This window comes from Leucobacter sp. L43 (assembly GCF_016597785.1).
Lineage (GTDB): Bacteria > Actinomycetota > Actinomycetes > Actinomycetales > Microbacteriaceae > Leucobacter > Leucobacter alluvii.
Map to the genome: position 1 here is coordinate 1 of NZ_JAENJG010000003.1, position 17,006 is coordinate 17,006.

General features: G+C 68.0%; 20 protein-coding genes. 12 read left to right on the forward strand and 8 right to left on the reverse strand.

Going from position 1 to position 17,006, the window contains the following annotated elements; translation table 11 throughout:
* The first annotated feature begins 201 nt into the window (after positions 1-201).
* Positions 202-468: a helix-turn-helix transcriptional regulator gene (locus tag JE033_RS12030; protein WP_200331941.1), complete on the forward strand. Its 267-nt coding sequence runs from the start codon at positions 202-204 to the stop codon at positions 466-468.
* Positions 469-484: 16 nt separating this feature from the next.
* Here JE033_RS12030 and JE033_RS12035 read toward each other — a convergent pair whose 3' ends face one another.
* Both JE033_RS12035 and JE033_RS12040 read right to left on the reverse strand, forming a co-directional pair.
* Complete coding sequence (locus JE033_RS12035) at positions 485-862, reverse strand: hypothetical protein (protein WP_200331943.1); 378 nt, start codon at positions 860-862, stop codon at positions 485-487.
* Positions 863-997: 135 nt separating this feature from the next.
* Positions 998-1,810 (reverse strand): endo alpha-1,4 polygalactosaminidase, encoded by an 813-nt coding sequence (locus JE033_RS12040; RefSeq protein ID WP_200331945.1) that lies wholly within the window; start codon positions 1,808-1,810, stop codon positions 998-1,000.
* A 73-nt stretch (positions 1,811-1,883) separates the two neighbouring features.
* Between JE033_RS12040 and JE033_RS12045 the strand changes: the two genes are divergently transcribed.
* A complete protein-coding gene (locus JE033_RS12045) occupies positions 1,884-2,825 on the forward strand; it encodes a 2-hydroxyacid dehydrogenase (protein ID WP_200331947.1) in 942 nt (313 codons plus the stop codon).
* Between the two features lie 31 nt (positions 2,826-2,856).
* On the opposite strand, the gene JE033_RS12050 is transcribed toward JE033_RS12045, so the two are convergent.
* On the reverse strand, positions 2,857-3,786 hold the full coding sequence (locus tag JE033_RS12050) for a LysR family transcriptional regulator (protein WP_200331949.1): 930 nt from the start codon (positions 3,784-3,786) through the stop codon (positions 2,857-2,859).
* Between the two features lie 150 nt (positions 3,787-3,936).
* Here JE033_RS12050 and JE033_RS12055 point away from each other — a divergent pair, with 150 nt between their 5' ends.
* From JE033_RS12055 to JE033_RS12095, 9 genes are all read left to right on the forward strand, one after another.
* Positions 3,937-4,407, forward strand: a complete 471-nt coding sequence (locus JE033_RS12055) for a hypothetical protein (protein WP_141653265.1) — start codon at positions 3,937-3,939, stop codon at positions 4,405-4,407.
* Positions 4,408-4,541: 134 nt separating this feature from the next.
* Positions 4,542-5,927 (forward strand): glycine--tRNA ligase, encoded by a 1,386-nt coding sequence (locus JE033_RS12060; protein WP_090153028.1) that lies wholly within the window; start codon positions 4,542-4,544, stop codon positions 5,925-5,927.
* Between the two features lie 284 nt (positions 5,928-6,211).
* The gene (locus JE033_RS12065; RefSeq protein WP_200331951.1) at positions 6,212-7,378 is read left to right on the forward strand and encodes a CPBP family intramembrane glutamic endopeptidase; all 1,167 of its coding nucleotides are present in this window, start codon (positions 6,212-6,214) and stop codon (positions 7,376-7,378) included.
* Positions 7,371-8,900, forward strand: a complete 1,530-nt coding sequence (locus tag JE033_RS12070) for a hypothetical protein (RefSeq protein ID WP_200331953.1) — start codon at positions 7,371-7,373, stop codon at positions 8,898-8,900. The genes JE033_RS12065 and JE033_RS12070 overlap by 8 nt, the downstream gene beginning before the upstream one ends.
* A gap of 116 nt (positions 8,901-9,016) precedes the next feature.
* Positions 9,017-9,454, forward strand: coding sequence for a YtxH domain-containing protein (locus JE033_RS12075; protein ID WP_090153019.1), 438 nt, complete (start codon positions 9,017-9,019; stop codon positions 9,452-9,454).
* On the forward strand, positions 9,451-9,915 hold the full coding sequence (locus JE033_RS12080; RefSeq protein WP_200331955.1) for a phage holin family protein: 465 nt from the start codon (positions 9,451-9,453) through the stop codon (positions 9,913-9,915). Before JE033_RS12075 ends, JE033_RS12080 begins: the two co-directional genes overlap by 4 nt.
* Entirely contained in the window at positions 9,912-10,172 is a 261-nt protein-coding gene (locus tag JE033_RS12085) for a DUF3618 domain-containing protein (protein ID WP_090153010.1), read from the forward strand. Before JE033_RS12080 ends, JE033_RS12085 begins: the two co-directional genes overlap by 4 nt.
* Positions 10,173-10,341: 169 nt before the next feature.
* The gene (locus JE033_RS12090) at positions 10,342-11,133 is read left to right on the forward strand and encodes a uroporphyrinogen-III synthase (protein WP_090153005.1); all 792 of its coding nucleotides are present in this window, start codon (positions 10,342-10,344) and stop codon (positions 11,131-11,133) included.
* 3 nt (positions 11,134-11,136) lie between these two features.
* Complete coding sequence (locus JE033_RS12095; protein WP_090153001.1) at positions 11,137-11,556, forward strand: hypothetical protein; 420 nt, start codon at positions 11,137-11,139, stop codon at positions 11,554-11,556.
* 87 nt (positions 11,557-11,643) lie between these two features.
* On the opposite strand, the gene JE033_RS12100 is transcribed toward JE033_RS12095, so the two are convergent.
* The 3 genes from JE033_RS12100 to JE033_RS12110 all read right to left on the reverse strand — a co-directional run bounded on the left by JE033_RS12100 (position 11,644) and on the right by JE033_RS12110 (position 14,232).
* Positions 11,644-12,219 carry a nitroreductase family protein gene (locus JE033_RS12100; RefSeq protein WP_200331957.1) on the reverse strand — a complete coding sequence of 192 codons (576 nt, stop codon included), beginning with the start codon at positions 12,217-12,219 and terminating at the stop codon, positions 11,644-11,646.
* Between the two features lie 103 nt (positions 12,220-12,322).
* The gene (locus tag JE033_RS12105; protein ID WP_200331959.1) at positions 12,323-13,306 is read right to left on the reverse strand and encodes an AEC family transporter; all 984 of its coding nucleotides are present in this window, start codon (positions 13,304-13,306) and stop codon (positions 12,323-12,325) included.
* A gap of 44 nt (positions 13,307-13,350) precedes the next feature.
* Positions 13,351-14,232 (reverse strand): LysR family transcriptional regulator ArgP, encoded by an 882-nt coding sequence (locus JE033_RS12110; RefSeq protein ID WP_200331963.1) that lies wholly within the window; start codon positions 14,230-14,232, stop codon positions 13,351-13,353.
* Between the two features lie 87 nt (positions 14,233-14,319).
* Here JE033_RS12110 and JE033_RS12115 point away from each other — a divergent pair, with 87 nt between their 5' ends.
* The gene (locus JE033_RS12115; RefSeq protein WP_090152989.1) at positions 14,320-14,937 is read left to right on the forward strand and encodes a LysE/ArgO family amino acid transporter; all 618 of its coding nucleotides are present in this window, start codon (positions 14,320-14,322) and stop codon (positions 14,935-14,937) included.
* Positions 14,938-14,957: 20 nt separating this feature from the next.
* On the opposite strand, the gene JE033_RS12120 is transcribed toward JE033_RS12115, so the two are convergent.
* Entirely contained in the window at positions 14,958-15,704 is a 747-nt protein-coding gene (locus tag JE033_RS12120) for a response regulator (RefSeq protein WP_200331965.1), read from the reverse strand.
* Complete coding sequence (locus JE033_RS12125; protein WP_200331967.1) at positions 15,701-16,936, reverse strand: ATP-binding protein; 1,236 nt, start codon at positions 16,934-16,936, stop codon at positions 15,701-15,703. The genes JE033_RS12120 and JE033_RS12125 overlap by 4 nt, the downstream gene beginning before the upstream one ends.
* Between the last annotated feature and the right edge of the window lie 70 nt (positions 16,937-17,006).

Genomic DNA, 17,006 nt, shown 5'->3' on the forward strand with positions numbered 1-17,006 from the left:
GATTGCGCCGATGGTACTGCAAGGGGGACCTTGTGGGAGAGTAGGACACCGCCGGACACCTTTTACAGAAAGGGTCGTACAGTGTAAGCCAGAGACGGCACACACTGTACGACCCTTTCGCCATTTCAGGGCCCGCAAAGCCCCGACAGTGTGACTCATGATCGGTGGACTCATAGTCCGCACGACCGGCAAGGTGGTTGAGTGGAGATTCCAGCTCATCGCAAAGCCTTCGGGTCCCGTCTTCGTGAGCTGCGGGTCGCTCGCGGCTGGAGCTCTCAAGAGGCATTCGCGTTGCACGCAGGCCTCGACCGCACGTACGTCAGCGGAATCGAGAGCGGACGCCGCAATCCGACTCTCGACGTTGCAGCGCGCATCGCGGGTGCCCTGGAGGTGCCGTTGTCCGAGCTGTTCACCCAGGTGACACTCGACATGGGCGCATCCGCACTCGCGGACGCCGCGAACCGGTAGCTGCTCCTCGCGCGAGTCACCAGCGACTCTCGAAGACTCGCTCGCTCGGGATGGCTCGGAGGAGTCTCGCGTACTTCGCGTGGAACTCGAATTCATCGGTGCGGCCGAGCTCGAGTTCGATGAGAGACGGGTGGGGGCGTCGCGTGCCCGGAAGTCTCGTGAGGTGCTGCGCCTTGTCGGTGCTCGGCGCCCAGATGGTGACGTGCGCGCGCTCATCGGTTCCGGGGATCGGGAGCTCCACGAACTCGCTGCCCGGCGGGAATGACTCGGCACGCGTCAGCCATTCCCAGAGCCCGGGATCATCGCCGTACAGTACGGTGGCACCCTCGGGATCGATGTCGTCGAACAGTGCGATCACGAAGGGTTGGAAACCGGGGGAGCCGTCGGGTGCCATGAGCTTCTCCATCTCATTTGCGCGTCGTCGTGCCCCCGCACCCCGCCGCCCTGCAGGCGGGTCCATGTGACGCATGGTCTACACCGTTCATTGTGCCTCATGCCTCCGACACTCGCTGAGCCGGGTGTCGCGACGTCAGCGGCAGGTCGAGAACTCGTACGCTGAACTCCCCGGGCGCGACAGCTGTCGATCCCGCAGGACGACGGAACGCGGCGTTTCTGGGTCGGCGCACATCTCGGAGAACGCCCGCGGCAGTGCATCGTCGTATTCGATGTCGATGACGGCGGCGCCGTACACCTCCGTGTACCGTCCGCATTCCGAGTACGCCGCGCACTCCTCGGTGATCGCGAAGTCGAAGCCGGCACGCCGGTGCAGCAGTTCGGCATCTTCGGCAGAGTTCTTCTGAGCCGCGGCAAGCCCGGCATCGTGCGCGACGCGCACGTAGGCGGTTGCAAGGGCGAGATTGTCCTCGCGCGCGAGCGCTCCATCGCTCCGGGTATACGTGTCGAGGTTGTCGAACTCCACAGCGTCGAACCCCGCCTGCGCGCATGCGTCGATCCAAGGCGATACGACCTCGAGGATGCGTTCACGAGATGAACGCGACGACGTGTCGAGGAGTGTCTCATCGGGCCAGTCCGGGTCAGCCACGAACTCCGAGCCCGCGCGCAGGAGTGCCTCGTCTGGCCAGATGCCGCGCTCGCCCGGCTGCGTCTGGAAGCCGTTCACGTAGCAGATCGAGTACCGAGCCGGATCCGGCTCGTCGAGACGGTCCCGAGCGACGATCTCCACTTCAGAGGCCGGCTCGTAGCCGCCGCCCAGCTGATAGTCGGGTATTCCGCCCTCGGGAGGGAGGACCACGGCGCCGGCGGGCGGGGACGCGCAGCCGGCGAGCAGCATCAGCATGCACCAGGCCAGCGCCAGTCCGCCTCGCTTCCCGCGACTCGTCATGTCTGATCCTCCCGGTGCCGCACGCGCTGTGCCGCAGCCTCTCGATGCTACAGCTGACGCTAGACTCGCAGCCATGAGTGACCTCGTCGTGTCTCTGCCATCGGACCCCGGACTCCGCGAGGCGGTGGGCGACGTCGACGGAGTGGATTTCTGCGGATGGGACCTCGACGGACCGGCGCCGCGCGACGAATTCGATATCGTCGTACCGCCGTACTGGGGAGGCGCCCGCCCGCTCGCGCATCTCTCCGAGGTCGAGGCGAGGCTCGTCCAGTGGCAGTCCATCGGGTACAACGGCGTGGCGAAGCACCTCCCCGAGGGCCTTCCTCTCGCGAACGCTGCGACGGTGCACGAGGGTTCGACCGCCGAGCTCGCTCTGGGACTCGCGCTCGCCGCGCAGCGCGGGATCCCCCAGTTCGTGCGCGACAGTGATGTGGAACGGTGGCAGCTTCGCTCGCTTCCAAGCCTGGCCGACCGTCGCGTGCTGCTCATTGGCTACGGGGGCGTGTCGAAGGCGATCGAGGCGAGACTCGCCGGGTTCGAAGTAGAGATCACCCGCCTCGCGCGCACCGCCCGACGAGAAGAGAATCTGGCCGGCGACACCGTCGAAGTGCGCGGATTCGACTCGCTGCACGAGTGCCTCGCCGACGCGGAGATCGTCATGCTCGCGGTGCCGTTGACCGACGGTACGCGGGGCTTGCTCGACGGTGCAGCGCTCGCGGCATTGCCCGATGGGGCCCTGATCGTGAACGTGGCGCGCGGCCCGGTCGTCGACACGGACGCGCTCGTCGCCGAGTTGCAATCGGGTCGATTGCGTGCAGCGCTCGACGTCACGGATCCCGAGCCCCTTCCCGCTGGGCACCCGCTCTGGAAGGCTCCCAACGTGCTGATCACCCCCCACGTGGGGGGAGACTCGAGCGCAATGCTCCCGCGCATGTCGGCGCTGATTCGCCGTCAGATCGCCCACTTGCAGCGCGGCGAGGCTCCGGAGAACCTCGTTCTCGGGACCTGGGGCTGAATTCGCCCGAGCGACCCGGGGCGCGGATCCCTCAGCGGTGCTGGTGATCCGAAGCGGTTTCGCGGGGCGCCGTCAGCAGCTGGAAGAACTCGATGGCGGCTCCCACAGCGGGATCGGGTTTGCGCCCGACGCGATAGCGCAGAGAGATCTGGCGCGTGCCGAGTCCGGGGAGCTCGTGAGTCTCGACCCCTGTCAACGTGAACTCCTGCAGGGCGAGCTGGGGAAGGAGAGCGACGCCCTCTCCGGCGGCGATGAGGGCGAGCGCCGACTGATGGCTCGCGTACCGGTGCGGAGAGGTCGTCGAGGATCTGAGCCGCTCGCGTACCCGCTGAGCCGCGTGATGCACGCCTGAACTGCGGTCGACCTCGAGCCAGGGGAGCCGCAGCTGATCCAACGCGATCACGCCCATCGTCGCCTGCGTTCCCGCCGGGGCGACGAGCACCCACGGGTCATCGAGGAGTGCGACCTCGCGCACGCCTGGACCGAGGGGCGGTGGCGGTATCGATTCGTCGCGCTCGATGGCGACGAGATCGAAGGCGGCGGTGCGGAGGCCCCGCAGGAGATCGGGGAGGTCGCCTTCCACGGCCTCGAGGTGGACGCCGGCGAGTTCCGTGCGCCACCGGGGGAGCGCAGGTGCGATCACGCCGCTCAGGAAGCTCTGAAACGCGCCGAACCGCACGGTGCCGCTCGGCATTTCGCTTGCCGCTCCGACGCGAAGGGCGGCCTCGTTGACCTCGCGTTCGACGTTCTCGGCGAGTTCGACGAGCTCGCGACCGGCAGCGGTCAGCGTGACGCCTCGGGGGCTCCGCACGACCAGCGGCACACCCACCTCCGCCTCAAGCCTCGCGAGCTGCTGAGACACCGCCGACGGCGTGAGGCTCAACGCCTCCGCGGCGGCCAGAACCCCGCCGCTGCGCGCGATCTGGAGCAGGAAGGGCAGTCGGGAAACCGCAATTCTCATATTCAGAAATTCTACATCCGGCATGACGAAAGATTCGATTGTGCTGGATCGCGGAGCGTTCGAAAATTGACGAGTCGGCGCGTCGGGCCGGTGGGGGCATCGGTCGGGGTTCCTGAGGCGTGTCTGAAAACGAGTGGGAGGTGGGCGGCGTTGGAAACGTTGATCGGGAGCGTACTGGGCTGGGTGGGGACCCTCGGCACATTCGTGGCGTACGTGCTGATGCTGCGCGGTACCTGGTCGCCGTCGACGCGGGCCTATCTCACGTTGAACACCGTCGGCGGACTGCTCGCCGCGGGCGGCGCGCTCGCATACGGGGCGTGGCCCTCGTTCGCGTCGAACATCGTGTGGGGTCTCATGGGCGCCTACGGCCTGCTCGCGACGTTCAGGCGCAGGCCGGCGCCGATGTGCGCGGAAGACGTGCCCGGGTCACCCTCCGCGTCGGCGGCGACGCTGGCGATGACGGTGCCCCTCCCGGTGCTGCCGCTCCCGCAATCGCCCTGGGATCCCAGCAACACCGTGGCGGCGCCCATCAGCCTCCCGTGGCTGCCGCGCGCCGACACCGCCGAGACTCCTTCGAAGCTCACTGCGAGCCAGACGCAGCCCGCCGCGCTCGCAGCGTAGCGGGCAGCAGCTCACCTCTCGACAGGCACCGTCGGGATGAGCGGCATCGGTCGGTAGACTGGGCGTCTCTGCCGTTGCGTCACGAGCGCATCGGCGCCAAGATCCCCGCTTGCACCTTGGAGTGATACAGAATTATGGCTGAGCAGTCCCGCCTCGATAAGGTCATCGCCCTCGCCCGCCACCGCGGCTTCGTCTTCCAAGCGGGTGAGATCTACGGCGGATCGCGCTCCGCGTGGGATTACGGCCCCTTGGGCACCGCGTTGAAGGAGAACATCAAGCGCCAGTGGTGGAAAGCCATGGTGCAGAAGCGAGACGATGTCGTCGGCATCGACTCGAGCGTCATCCTTCCGAAGCAGGTGTGGGAGGCTTCAGGGCACGTCGAGGTCTTCAGCGACCCGCTGATCGAGTGCCTGCACTGCCATAAGCGCTATCGCGAAGACCACCTCATCGAGGCCTTCGAGGAGAAGAAGGGGCGTGCTCCGAAGGACGGGCTCGCGGAGATCGTCTGCACGAACTGCGGCACCCGTGGGCAGTGGACGGAGCCTCGTGCATTCTCCGGTCTGCTCAAGACCTATCTCGGCCCGGTCGACGACGAGGCCGGCATGCACTACCTCCGCCCTGAGACCGCGCAGGGGATCTTCGTGAACTTCGCGAACGTGCTCCAGGCAGCGCGCATGAAGCCGCCGTTCGGCATCGGACAGATCGGCAAGAGCTTCCGCAACGAGATCACGCCGGGCAACTTCATCTTCCGCACGCGCGAGTTCGAGCAGATGGAGATGGAGTTCTTCGTCGAGCCAGGCACGGACGAGGAGTGGCAGGAATACTGGATGAACGAGCGCATGGCGTGGTACGTCGGCCTCGGCATCGACCCCGAGAACCTGCGGTTCTTCGAGCACCCGAAGGAGAAGCTCTCCCACTATTCGAAGCGCACCGCCGACATCGAGTACCGCTTCGGATTCACCGGCGGAGAATGGGGCGAGCTCGAAGGCATCGCGAATCGCACCGACTTCGATCTCTCGACGCACTCGAAGCACTCGGGCAAGGATCTCAACTTCTTCGACCAGACGAAGAACGAGCGGTACACGCCGTACGTGATCGAACCAGCAGCCGGCCTCACCCGCTCGCTCATGGCCTTCCTCGTCGATGCGTATCGTGAGGAGGAGGTCGCGAACGCGAAGGGCGGCACCGATAAGCGCACGCTGCTCGCGCTCGATCCGCGTCTCGCGCCCATCAAGGCGGCGGTCCTTCCGCTGAGCCGCAACGAGGCGCTGTCGCCGCTCGCGCGGGAGATCGCGCAGGAGCTTCGCGATGACTGGAACGTGGACTTCGACGATTCGGGGGCCATCGGGCGTCGCTACCGGCGGCAGGACGAGATCGGCACGCCGTTCTGCGTGACGGTGGACTTCGACTCGCTGGACGATAACGCGGTGACCGTGCGCGAGCGCGACACCATGGAGCAGGTGCGCGTGCCGCGCGCAGAGCTGCACGCCTTCCTCGCCGAACGCTTGCGCGGAGCCTAGCGAAACGCAACGCGTTTCGGTCGGCTCCGGTGACGCGGAGCGTCAGCCCATGGAGCGCAGCGAAGGGTGGGAGCCTAGCTAAACGCAACGCGTTTCGGTCGGCTCCGGTGACGCGGAGCGTCAGCCCATGGAGCGTTCTCGGGCCAAGCCCTCGGTCGCCAGGCCGAGCCCCTATCGGAAACACGTTCGTTCGATAGGGGTTCGGCGCGCGCGCAGGGATTCGGTGTCGAGGGCCGACGACACGCCTCAGGCGTCTGCGGGTGGCGGGTGAGAGGATAGGGATCATGACGAGCACTGGATCCGAGCCTCCCGAGCTTCCCGAGCGCCCTGAGTTCCCCGCCCCGCAGCAGCCCGGCGCGCCGGGTGCGCAGCAGGGCGGTCCAGCACCTGAGTGGGGCTGGGTGCGCCCGCAGGCGGTGCTGCAGACCGTGGAGACGGAACCCCTGGAATATCATCGCCTGCTCCGTGGCGTCGCGAATTACCGCTGGTGGAAGCCGCTGCTGCTGTTGCTGCTCTCCGCCGTTTACTTCGGTATTTTCTCCCTCGTCGTGGGCTTCGCGTTCGTCCCGGTGCTGATGTTGGATCCCACGTACTTCGACGGCATCATGTCGGGTGAAGGCGCCTTGATCGACACCCAGGTGCCACTATCGGTGTTGTTCTCCCTGGTGTCGATCATCATCATGATTCCTTCGGTGATCCTCGCGATGCTGACCCTCGGCATGCGCCCCACCGGGCGCATCTGGTCGGTGGCCGGCCGCATTCGGTGGGGTTTGCTCGGCCGCCTCTCGCTCGCGGCACTGCTCGCCGTCATCGTGATGAACGTCGCTGGAATCGCGCTCGAGATCGCGATGGACCCCGCTTCGTTGACGGAGACCGCGGAGACGTCGTCTTCGGGAGCGGACTTCGACTGGACGGCAGCCTGGACGTCTCTGATTCTGGTCGTGCTGCTCGTTCCGCTGCAGGCGACGGCTGAGGAAGTCGTCTTCCGCGGTCTGTTCATGCAGGTGCTCGGATCGTGGCTGAAGAGCCCGTGGTTCGGGATCATCATTCCCTCGGTCGGTTTCGCGCTCGCCCATATCTACGACATCTGGGGCCTCCTCGCAGTGGGCGCCCTCGGGCTCGTCGCCGGCTGGGTGACCTGGCGCACCGGTGGTCTGGAGGCGGCCATCGCCATTCACATCGTGAACAACCTCATCGCCTTCGGCTTCATGACCTTCGCCGTCGGCGGCGAAACCGCGCAGGTCGAGGCGACCGGAGGCCCGGGGTCGTTCATCGGTTCGCTGGTCGGATATGCCCTGTTCATCTGGCTCGTGCTGCGCATCTTCCGCAAGCACGGGTACGGCCGCTCGCGCATCGATCTCGTGCAGGTGCCGGTGACGGAGCCGGCTCTCGCGGGCGGAGCGCCGATGATCGGCGGTGGGGCGCCGCAGGGTCCGCAGCAGCATGGTTGACGTCTATGTCATCGGCGAGGGCCCAGTGGAGCTGGCGGCGGCTCTCGAATTCGCGGAGGTGGGCCTCAGCGTGCGCATCGGTCGCGCCGCGACGTCCGGTGGCGCGGCGTTCGCCGCTGGAGCTGCCGATGGTGGCGGTGCCGACCGAGCTGACGAGGCTAGAGCCGGGTTCTCGCCCGATGAAGTCACGGATCCAGACGGAACGCTGCGGGCGTTCCTCGACCATGTGGCGTCGCCCCTTTCGCCGGGCAGCGCACCGTTGACCGGTGCTCGGCCGATCAGCGAGGCGCCGGTGCCGGTGCTGTTGCGCGGCGCAGACCGAGCATGGACGATGCAGCCAACGCCCGCGGTCCTGGGGATTCCCGCGGTGCCGCTGTCTCGAGAGAGCCTCGCGGTGCTGGGGCGTCGCGGTGCCGCGCGTGCATTTCTCGATCGCGTGCGCCCCGTGCTGACGATCGGCAAGACGCGCTCGCTCGGTCGCCTCGTACGATCGCGGCTCGGGAAGAGCGCGTTCGACCGGCTGGTGGACCCCATCGCGCGAGCGAAGTACGGCGTGAGCGCCGATCAAGTCGACGTGGCGATCGCTGCCCCAGGGCTCAATGAAGATGTCACCACAGCCGGGTCGCTCTGCGGTGCAGCGCTCGCGTACGCAGAACGGCATGTTGCACGTGAAACCCGCGTGCGACCCAGTGCCGGCTGGGAAGCGCTCCGCGAAGCTCTGCTCGAGCGACTCGCGCTGTACGGAGCCGAAGTGGCTGGTGCGCCCGTCGTCGGCGTCCGCAGCATCGGGGCCGCGGCCTGTGACGAATCACACGCCGGTGACGCTCCGGGCGCCGGTGACGCCTCTGCCCCCGGCGCCGACAGTGATCGCGGCGGAGCGACCGAGTGGCTGATCGAGGAAGCGGGCGTGCGGATCCCGGCGAGCGCCGTCGTGATGGGCGACCGCGCGGTCGGGTTGACCGGCGTGCCCGCCGAGGGGCAAGTCCCGGAGGCGTCATCGATGCGATGGGTCGCGGAACTCGACGTGACGGCACCTGACTTCGTCCCGGCCGCTCGCGCAGCGGGAGGCCGTCGTGCGGCACTCGAGACGGTTGCCGCGCCGAACGGCGAGCTGTGGAGCGTCGCCTGGGAGAGCGCGCTCGGCGATTCCGAGGCCTCGACGTGGCGGATCCGCTTCGCAGGGCCCGCTCAAGACGTCGACGGGGCGGGTGCTCCACGAGCTGAGGCGCTCGCCGACGTTCGCGCCGCGATCGACACGATGCTGCGCGATGTGCTCGACGCCTCGGGGGCGCGGCGCATGGATCCCGACCTGCCGGTCGACCTCCGCATGGTGCCGGCTCTGTTCGCGAGTGTCGAGGCACGCGACCGCTCGCTGCTCCATACCACTTCACCGGTCGCAGCGGAATCCACTTGCCTGAGGGTGGGTCCCGCAGTGCATAGTGGAGACCTCGCTGCAGCCGTCGCTGAGGCTCGAGAGCGGTCGGTGCACCTGCGCCGAAGGCTCACAGGCATCGCTGAGTGACGACAGCGGCGCGAGATGGGGGAATCGCCGGAGAAGCGGCCCCCAAGCGCTGCACCCGCACCCGCACCGGGAGTAGGCTGGGCGAAGACCAGGAACCGCCACGAACTGGAGGCATCATGAAGGGCAAGATCGCATTCGTTCTCGGCGCAGCTGTGGGGTACGTGCTCGGTTCACGTGCCGGACGCGAGCGCTATGAGCAGATCAAGCGTGGCGCAGAGCAGGTGTGGAACACCCCATCAGTGCAGCAGGGCGTCGACGCTGTGCGCGACGCGACCCGGGGAACCGTGGAGAACGTGAAGGACACGGCGCTGCGCGCCGGGAAGAACGCCTTCGCTTCCCTCGTCGGGGGGCAGAGCCGCTCGTCGTCGCAGTCTGGTGCAGCTCCGCAGCGCAGCGCCTCGTCGCAGCATGCCGCGTCGTCCCAGCACGCATCCTCGGTGCCGGCTCAGCCGAGCAGCACCCCGAAGAAGTCGCCGAGTGACTCGTCGACCTCCGCGCAGGCTGACTCCGCGGACACCAACGCGTCCGCGGAGGCGGACGGAGGGAACGCATGAGTCGAAGGAAGGACGAGGCCGGCACGTTCGAGCTGCTGACCCGCCTGCCGCATCAGATCGTCAGTCTGGCGAAGATCGAGTATCAGAACGCCAAGCGCGAGATCATCACGAAGGCCAAGCGCGCAGGGATCGGAGCCGGTGCGATCGTCGTCGCGCTGTTCTTCCTGTTCTTCATGCTCGAAGCTCTCGTCATCGCGGCGATCGCCGCTCTCGCGATCGTCTGGCCGTGGTGGCTGGCGGCACTGGTGGTGGCGGCCGCGCTGCTGCTGCTCGCGGCCGTCGCGATCCTGGGTGGGATCGCGCTGATCAAGCGCGGCAATCCGGTGCCGGAGGAGACGCTCGACCGCGTCGGCGGAGATCTCTCTGCGATCGGTGAGGTGCGCGTGAACGCAGAACCGACCGCGACGCACCATTCCGCGCGCGAAATGCCGCGCGTCGGTGAAGAAGGGAACTGGCGATGAGCTCCGAAGAGAAGCGCCACGGCATCGCCGAAGCGGATCAGGCCCGAACCGAGCTGTACGACACGCTCTCACAACTCAAGGTGCGATTGAACTACGCGCAGCGCGTCGACGACGCCGTCGAGGACGCGAAGGTGCGGATCGCCGAGGAGAAGCGGGACAACCCGGCAGGCTTCGGGGCAGGAGTCGCCGGCGTCGCGGTGCTGGCGGGCCTCGCTGTCTGGGGCATCGCATCGGCGGTCGCGCGACGCTTCTCCTGATTCGCGCGCAGGTCACAGTTCTATTTCGTTCACCCCGGGAACCGTCGTCGTTTTGCTTCGGCGCGGTGGCAGGGTAAGAATAGGGTCAATGGATTTCCGGGAAGGGCCCGTATGCAGCTCTGCGCTGCAGGCGATGGCCATTCGTATTGGTATCGAGTGAGTGGGGTGTATGTCTGCTGAGGCGAAGCCGCTCAGTGGCCTTCGGGTGCTCGTTCCTCGGGGCGGTACCTGGGGCGATCTGGTCTCAAGAGCCCTGCGTGAACGCGGTGCGCACACGGTCATCGCACCGCTCGTCGACTTCGCGCACACGAGCGAAGAAGACAAGCTCGTCAGCGCGCTGAAAGACCTCGAGGCCGGTGCATTCGACTGGCTGACGGCGACGAGCTCAACAGTCGCCGACGTGCTCAAGCACCACAACGCGGTGATCCCTCCGGAGACGAGTGTCGCTCTGGTCGGAGAGGCGACGGCCGTCGCCTTCACCGACGCCGGATATCCCATCACCCGGACGCCGAGCGAAGAGAACAGCACGCATGCGCTGCTCGAGGAGTGGAGCGAGATCGAGACGGACGCGGTGCTGAAGGTGCTCACGCTGCGTTCCGATGTGGCGATTCCCGTGCTCACCGAGGGGCTCATGGACCGCGGGCACGACGTGACCCAGGTGCTCGCGTTCCGCACCGTGGGCGTGCCCGCATCCGTGCACATCCGAGAGGACATCGAGTCGGGCCGCATCAACGCGCTGCTCGTCGCTTCGGCGAAGATCGCCGAAGAGGTCGCGGCGCAGTTCCCGGACCTCCCCTCCGACACGATCGTGGCGTGCGTCGGCGTGAACACGCTCGAGACCGCTGCGGAGCTCGGACTCCCCGCAGATGCGGACGATCCGTCGCACCCCGACTACGCGCTCAAGCGCGCGCTCATCGAGACCGTCGAATCGGTCATCGACCAGAGCGACATGCTGGACTGACCGATGGCACGAGTCGAGGTGCACCCCGATCGCGTGGTGATCCGCATGACCGCTGCCGAGCGGTTCGCCGCGATGCGCCGCCGGGACATCGTGCTCGATCGGTCGGCGATCACATCGGCCATCGTCACGGACGACCCGTGGGTCTGGGTGCGTGGCGTGCGAGTTCCCGGTGCCGCCATTCCCGGCCGCCTCGCGGCAGGAACCTGGCGCAATTTCACCGGCAGGGATTTCGTGCTGGTGCGCAGAGGCCGGAAAGCGGTCGTCATCGACTTCGAGAACCCCGAGGGCGCCGAAGAGGATCACGGCTGGCAAGGCGAATTCGACCACTTCTCGCGGGTGATCGTCTCATCGGTGCACGCGGGAGAGCTCATTCAGGCCCTGCGGCTCGATGGCGGCGAGACCGCGGTCGACACCGAAGCCTGAGGTGCCGGCGTGCGGCGAAGCCGGACGAGAACCGGTGCACGCCCGCTCGGTGCTGGATGCCCGGTACCGAGGCGCGGGGCCAGCGGGTCAGTCGCGGACGAGCACGAGCGAGTCGAGATCGAGACGCGTGCGCGGGGCGAGCTCACGTTCGCGGAGCACTTCGGGAAGGCTGTCAGCTGAGCCGAGCTTGCCGATCGCGCTGATCGAGACCGGCACGAGACGATCCTCCAGATCGAATGCGGCGCGGATGGCGTCGCGGTCGAACCCGCCGAGCTGATGCAGGTGCAGGCCCTCCGACGTCGCTTGCACGCTGAGGTGCGCGACCGCCTGTCCGAGGTCGTATTCCGCCCACGGCCGAGCGTTGCCCTCGGCGTCGGTGGTCTCCGCGACGTTCACGATGAGTGCGCCAGCGTTCACGGCCCATTCGCGGTTGAACCCGACCAGGGTGTCGGTGATCCGAGCGAAGATCTCACCGCCCCTGCGTGCGATGATGAACCGCCACGGCTGGGTGTTGTTCGCGCTCGGCGCCCAGCGGGCGGCCTCGAGGATACCGCGGAGAGCGCCCTCAGGGAACGAGTGCGTGGTGTCGAAGGCGCGCGGGCTCCAGCGTTCGGCGAGAGATTCGATGACGGGTGCGCTGGTGATTGCGGTGCGCGGGCTCACGATGGGGCTCCTCAGGTTGTGCGAACGGGGTATCCGACTGACTGCAACTGCGGGGGCGCGCGGACTATTCCCGGTTCGAAGGCGAACGTGGCGGCTGCTCGATTCAGCCGAGGAGCCAGGCGACGCCCGCGATGATCGGCAACGACGCGAATGTGGTGAGGAAAACGGTGTCTCGCACCATCGTCTCTCCGCGTCGGTAGGTGGCGGCGTAGTTGTACACGTTCTGCGCGGTCGGCAGTGCCGCGATGGTCGTGGCGACGAAGACCTCATGCGCGCCGAGGCCGAAAGCGGTTGCGAGGCTCCAGGTGACCACGGGCATGAGCAGCAGCTTGAGCGCGGAGGCAGTGAAGACCGCGGCGCGGCCGGTGCCGCGCTGGAGGGCGCGCTGCCCGTAGAGCGAGATGCCGAAGCTCAGCAGGACCATCGGGATGGCGGCGTCGCCGAGCATTTCGAGCGGGGCCGAGACGATCTCGGGGATGGGGAGGCCGATGAGCGCGACGATGAGGCCGAGCACCGACGCGATGATGATCGGATTGGAGGCCGCGCGTCCGAGCGCGGCGAGGGCGCCTTGGAAGGCGCCTCGAGGCCTCGGCGCGGACGCCGCGGCCGCCTCTGCCTCGGGAGCGCCGTCGACGAGTCTGCCGGTGCGCGTCGCCTCGAGCATCGACAGAATGGTCGGCGCGAAGCAGAGCAGCTGCACGAGAATCAGCGGCGCCACGTAGGCGGCGTCGCCCAGGATGTACACCGCCACCGGCAGCCCGAGATTGTTCGCGTTGACGTATCCCGAGCAGGCAGCGCCGAGTGTCGTCGTCGCCAGGTCGCGCTTGAACCAGAGACGGGAGGCGATGACGAAGACGGCCGCGACGATGACAGCGGCGAGACTCGTGATGAGGATCACGGGTGACAGGATGACGCTCGGGTCGCTCTGTCGGAGCACGGTGAACAGCAGCGCCGGGGTTGCGACGAAGAACGCCACATTGTTCAGCACGCGGCGCTGGTCGCCCTGCACGACTCCGAATCGAGCGGTGAGGTATCCGGCTCCGATGATCCCGAGAATGAGCGCGAACCCCTGCAGCACTCCGAACATTCAGCTCCTCCCGGCCCCTCCCATCCTAGGGGGAGGCCCGGAGTTCACCCGAGCGCCGCCGCTGCCTCTGCGGCGATGATCCGGGAGAGGTCGTCGAGCACGGGGGAGTCGAGTTTCCAGCGCTGCCAGAAGAGCGGCATGAGGACCGGCCGGTCGCCGAGCTCGACGAGGCGCCCGTCGGCGAGCCCGGCTGCGCACTGCAGTTCGGGGAGCATGCCCCAGCCCATGCCGAGTTCGATGGCGTGCGCGAACTCGGCCGATGATGGAATGAAGTGGCGGGGCGGTGCGACGGTGGTCCGCGTGATTCGGCGGATGAATCGCTGCTGGAACACGTCGTGCCGATCGAACTCCAGCTGCGGAGCCGTGGCGAGCGCGGCCCCGGTGACGCCATCCTCGAAGTGACGCGCTGCGAAGGCTGGGCTCGCTACGGCGAAGTACCGGTCGGTGCCGATGCGGGTCGAGGTGCATCCGGGCACGGCGGTGGAAGTCGCGGTGAGCGCGGCCATAGCGGCGCCGCTGCGCAAGCGCTCGGTGGAGATGGTCTCATCCGCGCGCATCACCTCGAATGCGGCGTCGGTTTCGCGGGAGGCTCGGGCCAGCGCCGGAACGAACCACGTGGCCAGCGAATCGGCGTTCACGACGATCGGGATCAGCGTGCCGGTCGCCTCGTCAGCGCCGAGCTCCGCAGCGACATCGACCGCGATCTGCTGCACCTGACGGGCTGCGCGCAGCGCGACGGCTCCGGCAGCGGTGACGGTGACGGGACGCGTGCGCTGGAGCAGGACCGTTCCGACCCGCTGCTCCATGGCGCGCACGCGCTGGCTGATCGCCGATGGCGTGATGTGCAAGCGCCGCGCCGCGCGTTCGAAGCTCCCCTCGTCGAGGATCGCAGCGAACGTGGCGAGGTGCTCGACGGGGAAGTCCATACTCAGATCTTAAGCAGAATTCATGATGGTGAAGGATATGCACGCAGGTTCAATGAGGTCCTCCGCCCCCGCGCAGCGTACGTTCGAATGGTGATCATTCCTTTTCTCATCGGCGCGGGCAGCGGGCTATCGCTCATCGTCGCCATCGGCGCTCAGAACGCGTTCGTCTTACGGCAGGGCATCAGGCGAGAGCACGTGCTTCCCGTGGTGCTCATCTGCGGACTCGCCGACGCGATTCTGGAGTTGCTGGGAGTCGCCGGGATCGGACTGGTCGTCGAACGCGCACCGGTGCTCCTCGAAATCGTGCGCTGGGGCGGCGTCGCCTTTCTGCTCTGGTACGCCTGGTCGGCGGCGCGTCGAGCCCTGCGCCCCGCCGGGCTGGTCGCCGGACAGGCCGACGCCGCGTCACTGCGGCAGACCGTGACGGCCTGCCTGGCGATCACGCTGCTCAACCCGCACGTGTACCTCGACACGATGGTGCTGATGGGGTCGCTGGGGAACGCGCAGGGGGATCCGGATCGCTGGTGGTTCGTGCTGGGCGGGGCCCTCGCGAGCCTGTGCTGGTTCTTCCTCCTCGGGTACGGCGCACGAGCGCTCACGCGCTTCTTCGAGACCCCTCGATCGTGGCGCATCCTCGACTCCGTAGTGGCTGTCACGATGCTGGTGATCGCGGCGCGCATCGCCTTCGGCGGCATCGGCGCCTGAGGCCAGAGCTCGGGAGAGGGCTAACCGGCGGGCGGCGGCACCAGGCGGTAGAGCACCTCGGGGCGCCCCCGCTTGCCGTAGCGGTGCGCGAGGTCGATCGCACCGGTCTCGACCAGATGATCCAGATAGCGTCTCGCGGTGGCGCGGGAGATCTCGCACCGTTGCGCGAGCTCAACCGCGGAGAGTGGAGCCACGGGATCGAGCGCGGAGAGCACCGCCGACAGGGTCACCTCGGAGATGCCCTTCGGCAACGCGGCATCGGCCTGATCCCGCTCAGCGCGCGCCGGTGCGCGGAGGTCGATCCGCCCGGTCGACTGCAGGCGATCGATCTCCCCCTGCCCGAGGGTCATCTCCCGCGCGGCGGCTGCGGCATCCCGGCGTTCGTCTCGGTAGCTCGCGAGGCGCGCATGCAGGGCCTGCTCGGTGAACGGCTTGACCAGATACCCGATGACGCGCGCCGCGAGCGCCTGCCGCACGGTCACCTGATCGCGCGACGAACTGATCACGAGTACGTCGGGAGAGGCCTCCCGCACCGTGCGCAATCGGTTCAGCACCTCGATGCCGCTGACGTCGGGCAGACGCATGTCGAGGAGCACGAGATCCACGTCACCGCGCAAGCTGTGCTGCACGGCCGCGCGACCCGTGCCGACCGTCGCCGTCACCGCGAACCCTGGGGCCCGCGACACGTAGTGCCCGTGCAGCTTGCGCGCGCCGGCATCGTCGTCGACGACGAGCACGCGAATGGGGGCCGAATCAGACGAACTCATGTGCGCGCCTCGAGCTCGAAGCGGAACCGGGCGCCGCCCAGATCGGATCGCCCGACCTCCACGGTGCCGCGCCGGTCGGCGATGACGCGTCGCACGAGGTCGAGCCCGATGCCGCGCCCGAACCCCGTGGCGTCGCCCTTCGAGGAGAAGCCGCGCGCGAACACCCGGTGAGCGGTCGGCGCCGCGATTCCCGGTCCGTCGTCGGCGACCTCGCCGTGCAGCACGCCGTCGGCCTCGATGAGTGCGCAGCGCACCCGAGTCGCGCCCGCTTCTCCCGCATTGCGGCAGAGATTCGCCAGCACCAGGGTCACGTCCTCGTCGACATCCCGCTCGACGTCGATGGCCGTCTCGAGCACGGCTCCGAGCCCTCCGAGCTCCGCCCGCAAGGCGTCGAGCGTCGCGCGCAGCAACGGGTGGTGGACCTCGGCGGGACCATCGCTCTCGTCGATGGGGGCCGCGCTGGCGATGTACGCGAGCGCCTCCGTCGTATCGCCGTGGGAGACGAGCCCGTGGATGACGTGGAGTCGCGTGTGGAACTCATGGGTCTGCTCCCGCAGGGCGGCGGACGTTCGCCGCATGCTCTCCGCCTCCGTGGCAAGCGCATCGAGGCGGCGGAATCGTCGCTCGAGGAGCGCCGCGAGTGCGGAGCTCGCGAGCGTGCCGATGAGCAGGGCGCCGAGAGCCCAGGGCAGCAGCTGGCGGAGCGCCCCCTCGAAATCGGCCGATATGCGCGACTCGAGAATGCCGACGGAGAGGGAGCCGATCACAGCGCCGGCATCGTCGCGGACCGGTACCTTCGCTCGCAGCGTGGTGCCGATGGTGCCGCGTTCGGTGCCCAGGAACTCCTGCCCGGCGAGCACGTCGTCGATCGAGGTCGACACGTGCCCGCCGCGCAGCGCGGGGGTGGGGTGCGTGATCCGGATGCCCCGATCGTCGGTGATGACCAGGTAGTCGACGCCGGCCGCCTGCTCGACGACGTCTGCCAGTGGCTGCAGTTCGCGCGTCGCATCGCCGACGTCGTCACCCGTGCGTTCGAGTACCGAGCGCACCTGGTCCAGCTGCGCCAGGCTGGTCGCGACGTCGCGCACCCGCTCCCCGGTGGCCTCGCGAATGCTCGACTCCTGCACTGAGACGGCGATGCTCGTGGTGACCCCGACGCTCGCCAGGACGAGCAGGGTCGGGAGCAGCAGGATCGCGAGCCGCGCGAAGCGCGACGTCGACCAATGCGGCATCGCAGCACCTCCTGTCACAACCGTCGCCTTCCGCTTCCTCGCCCGCCCCGGATCCGCGCGGCGGTGCGAG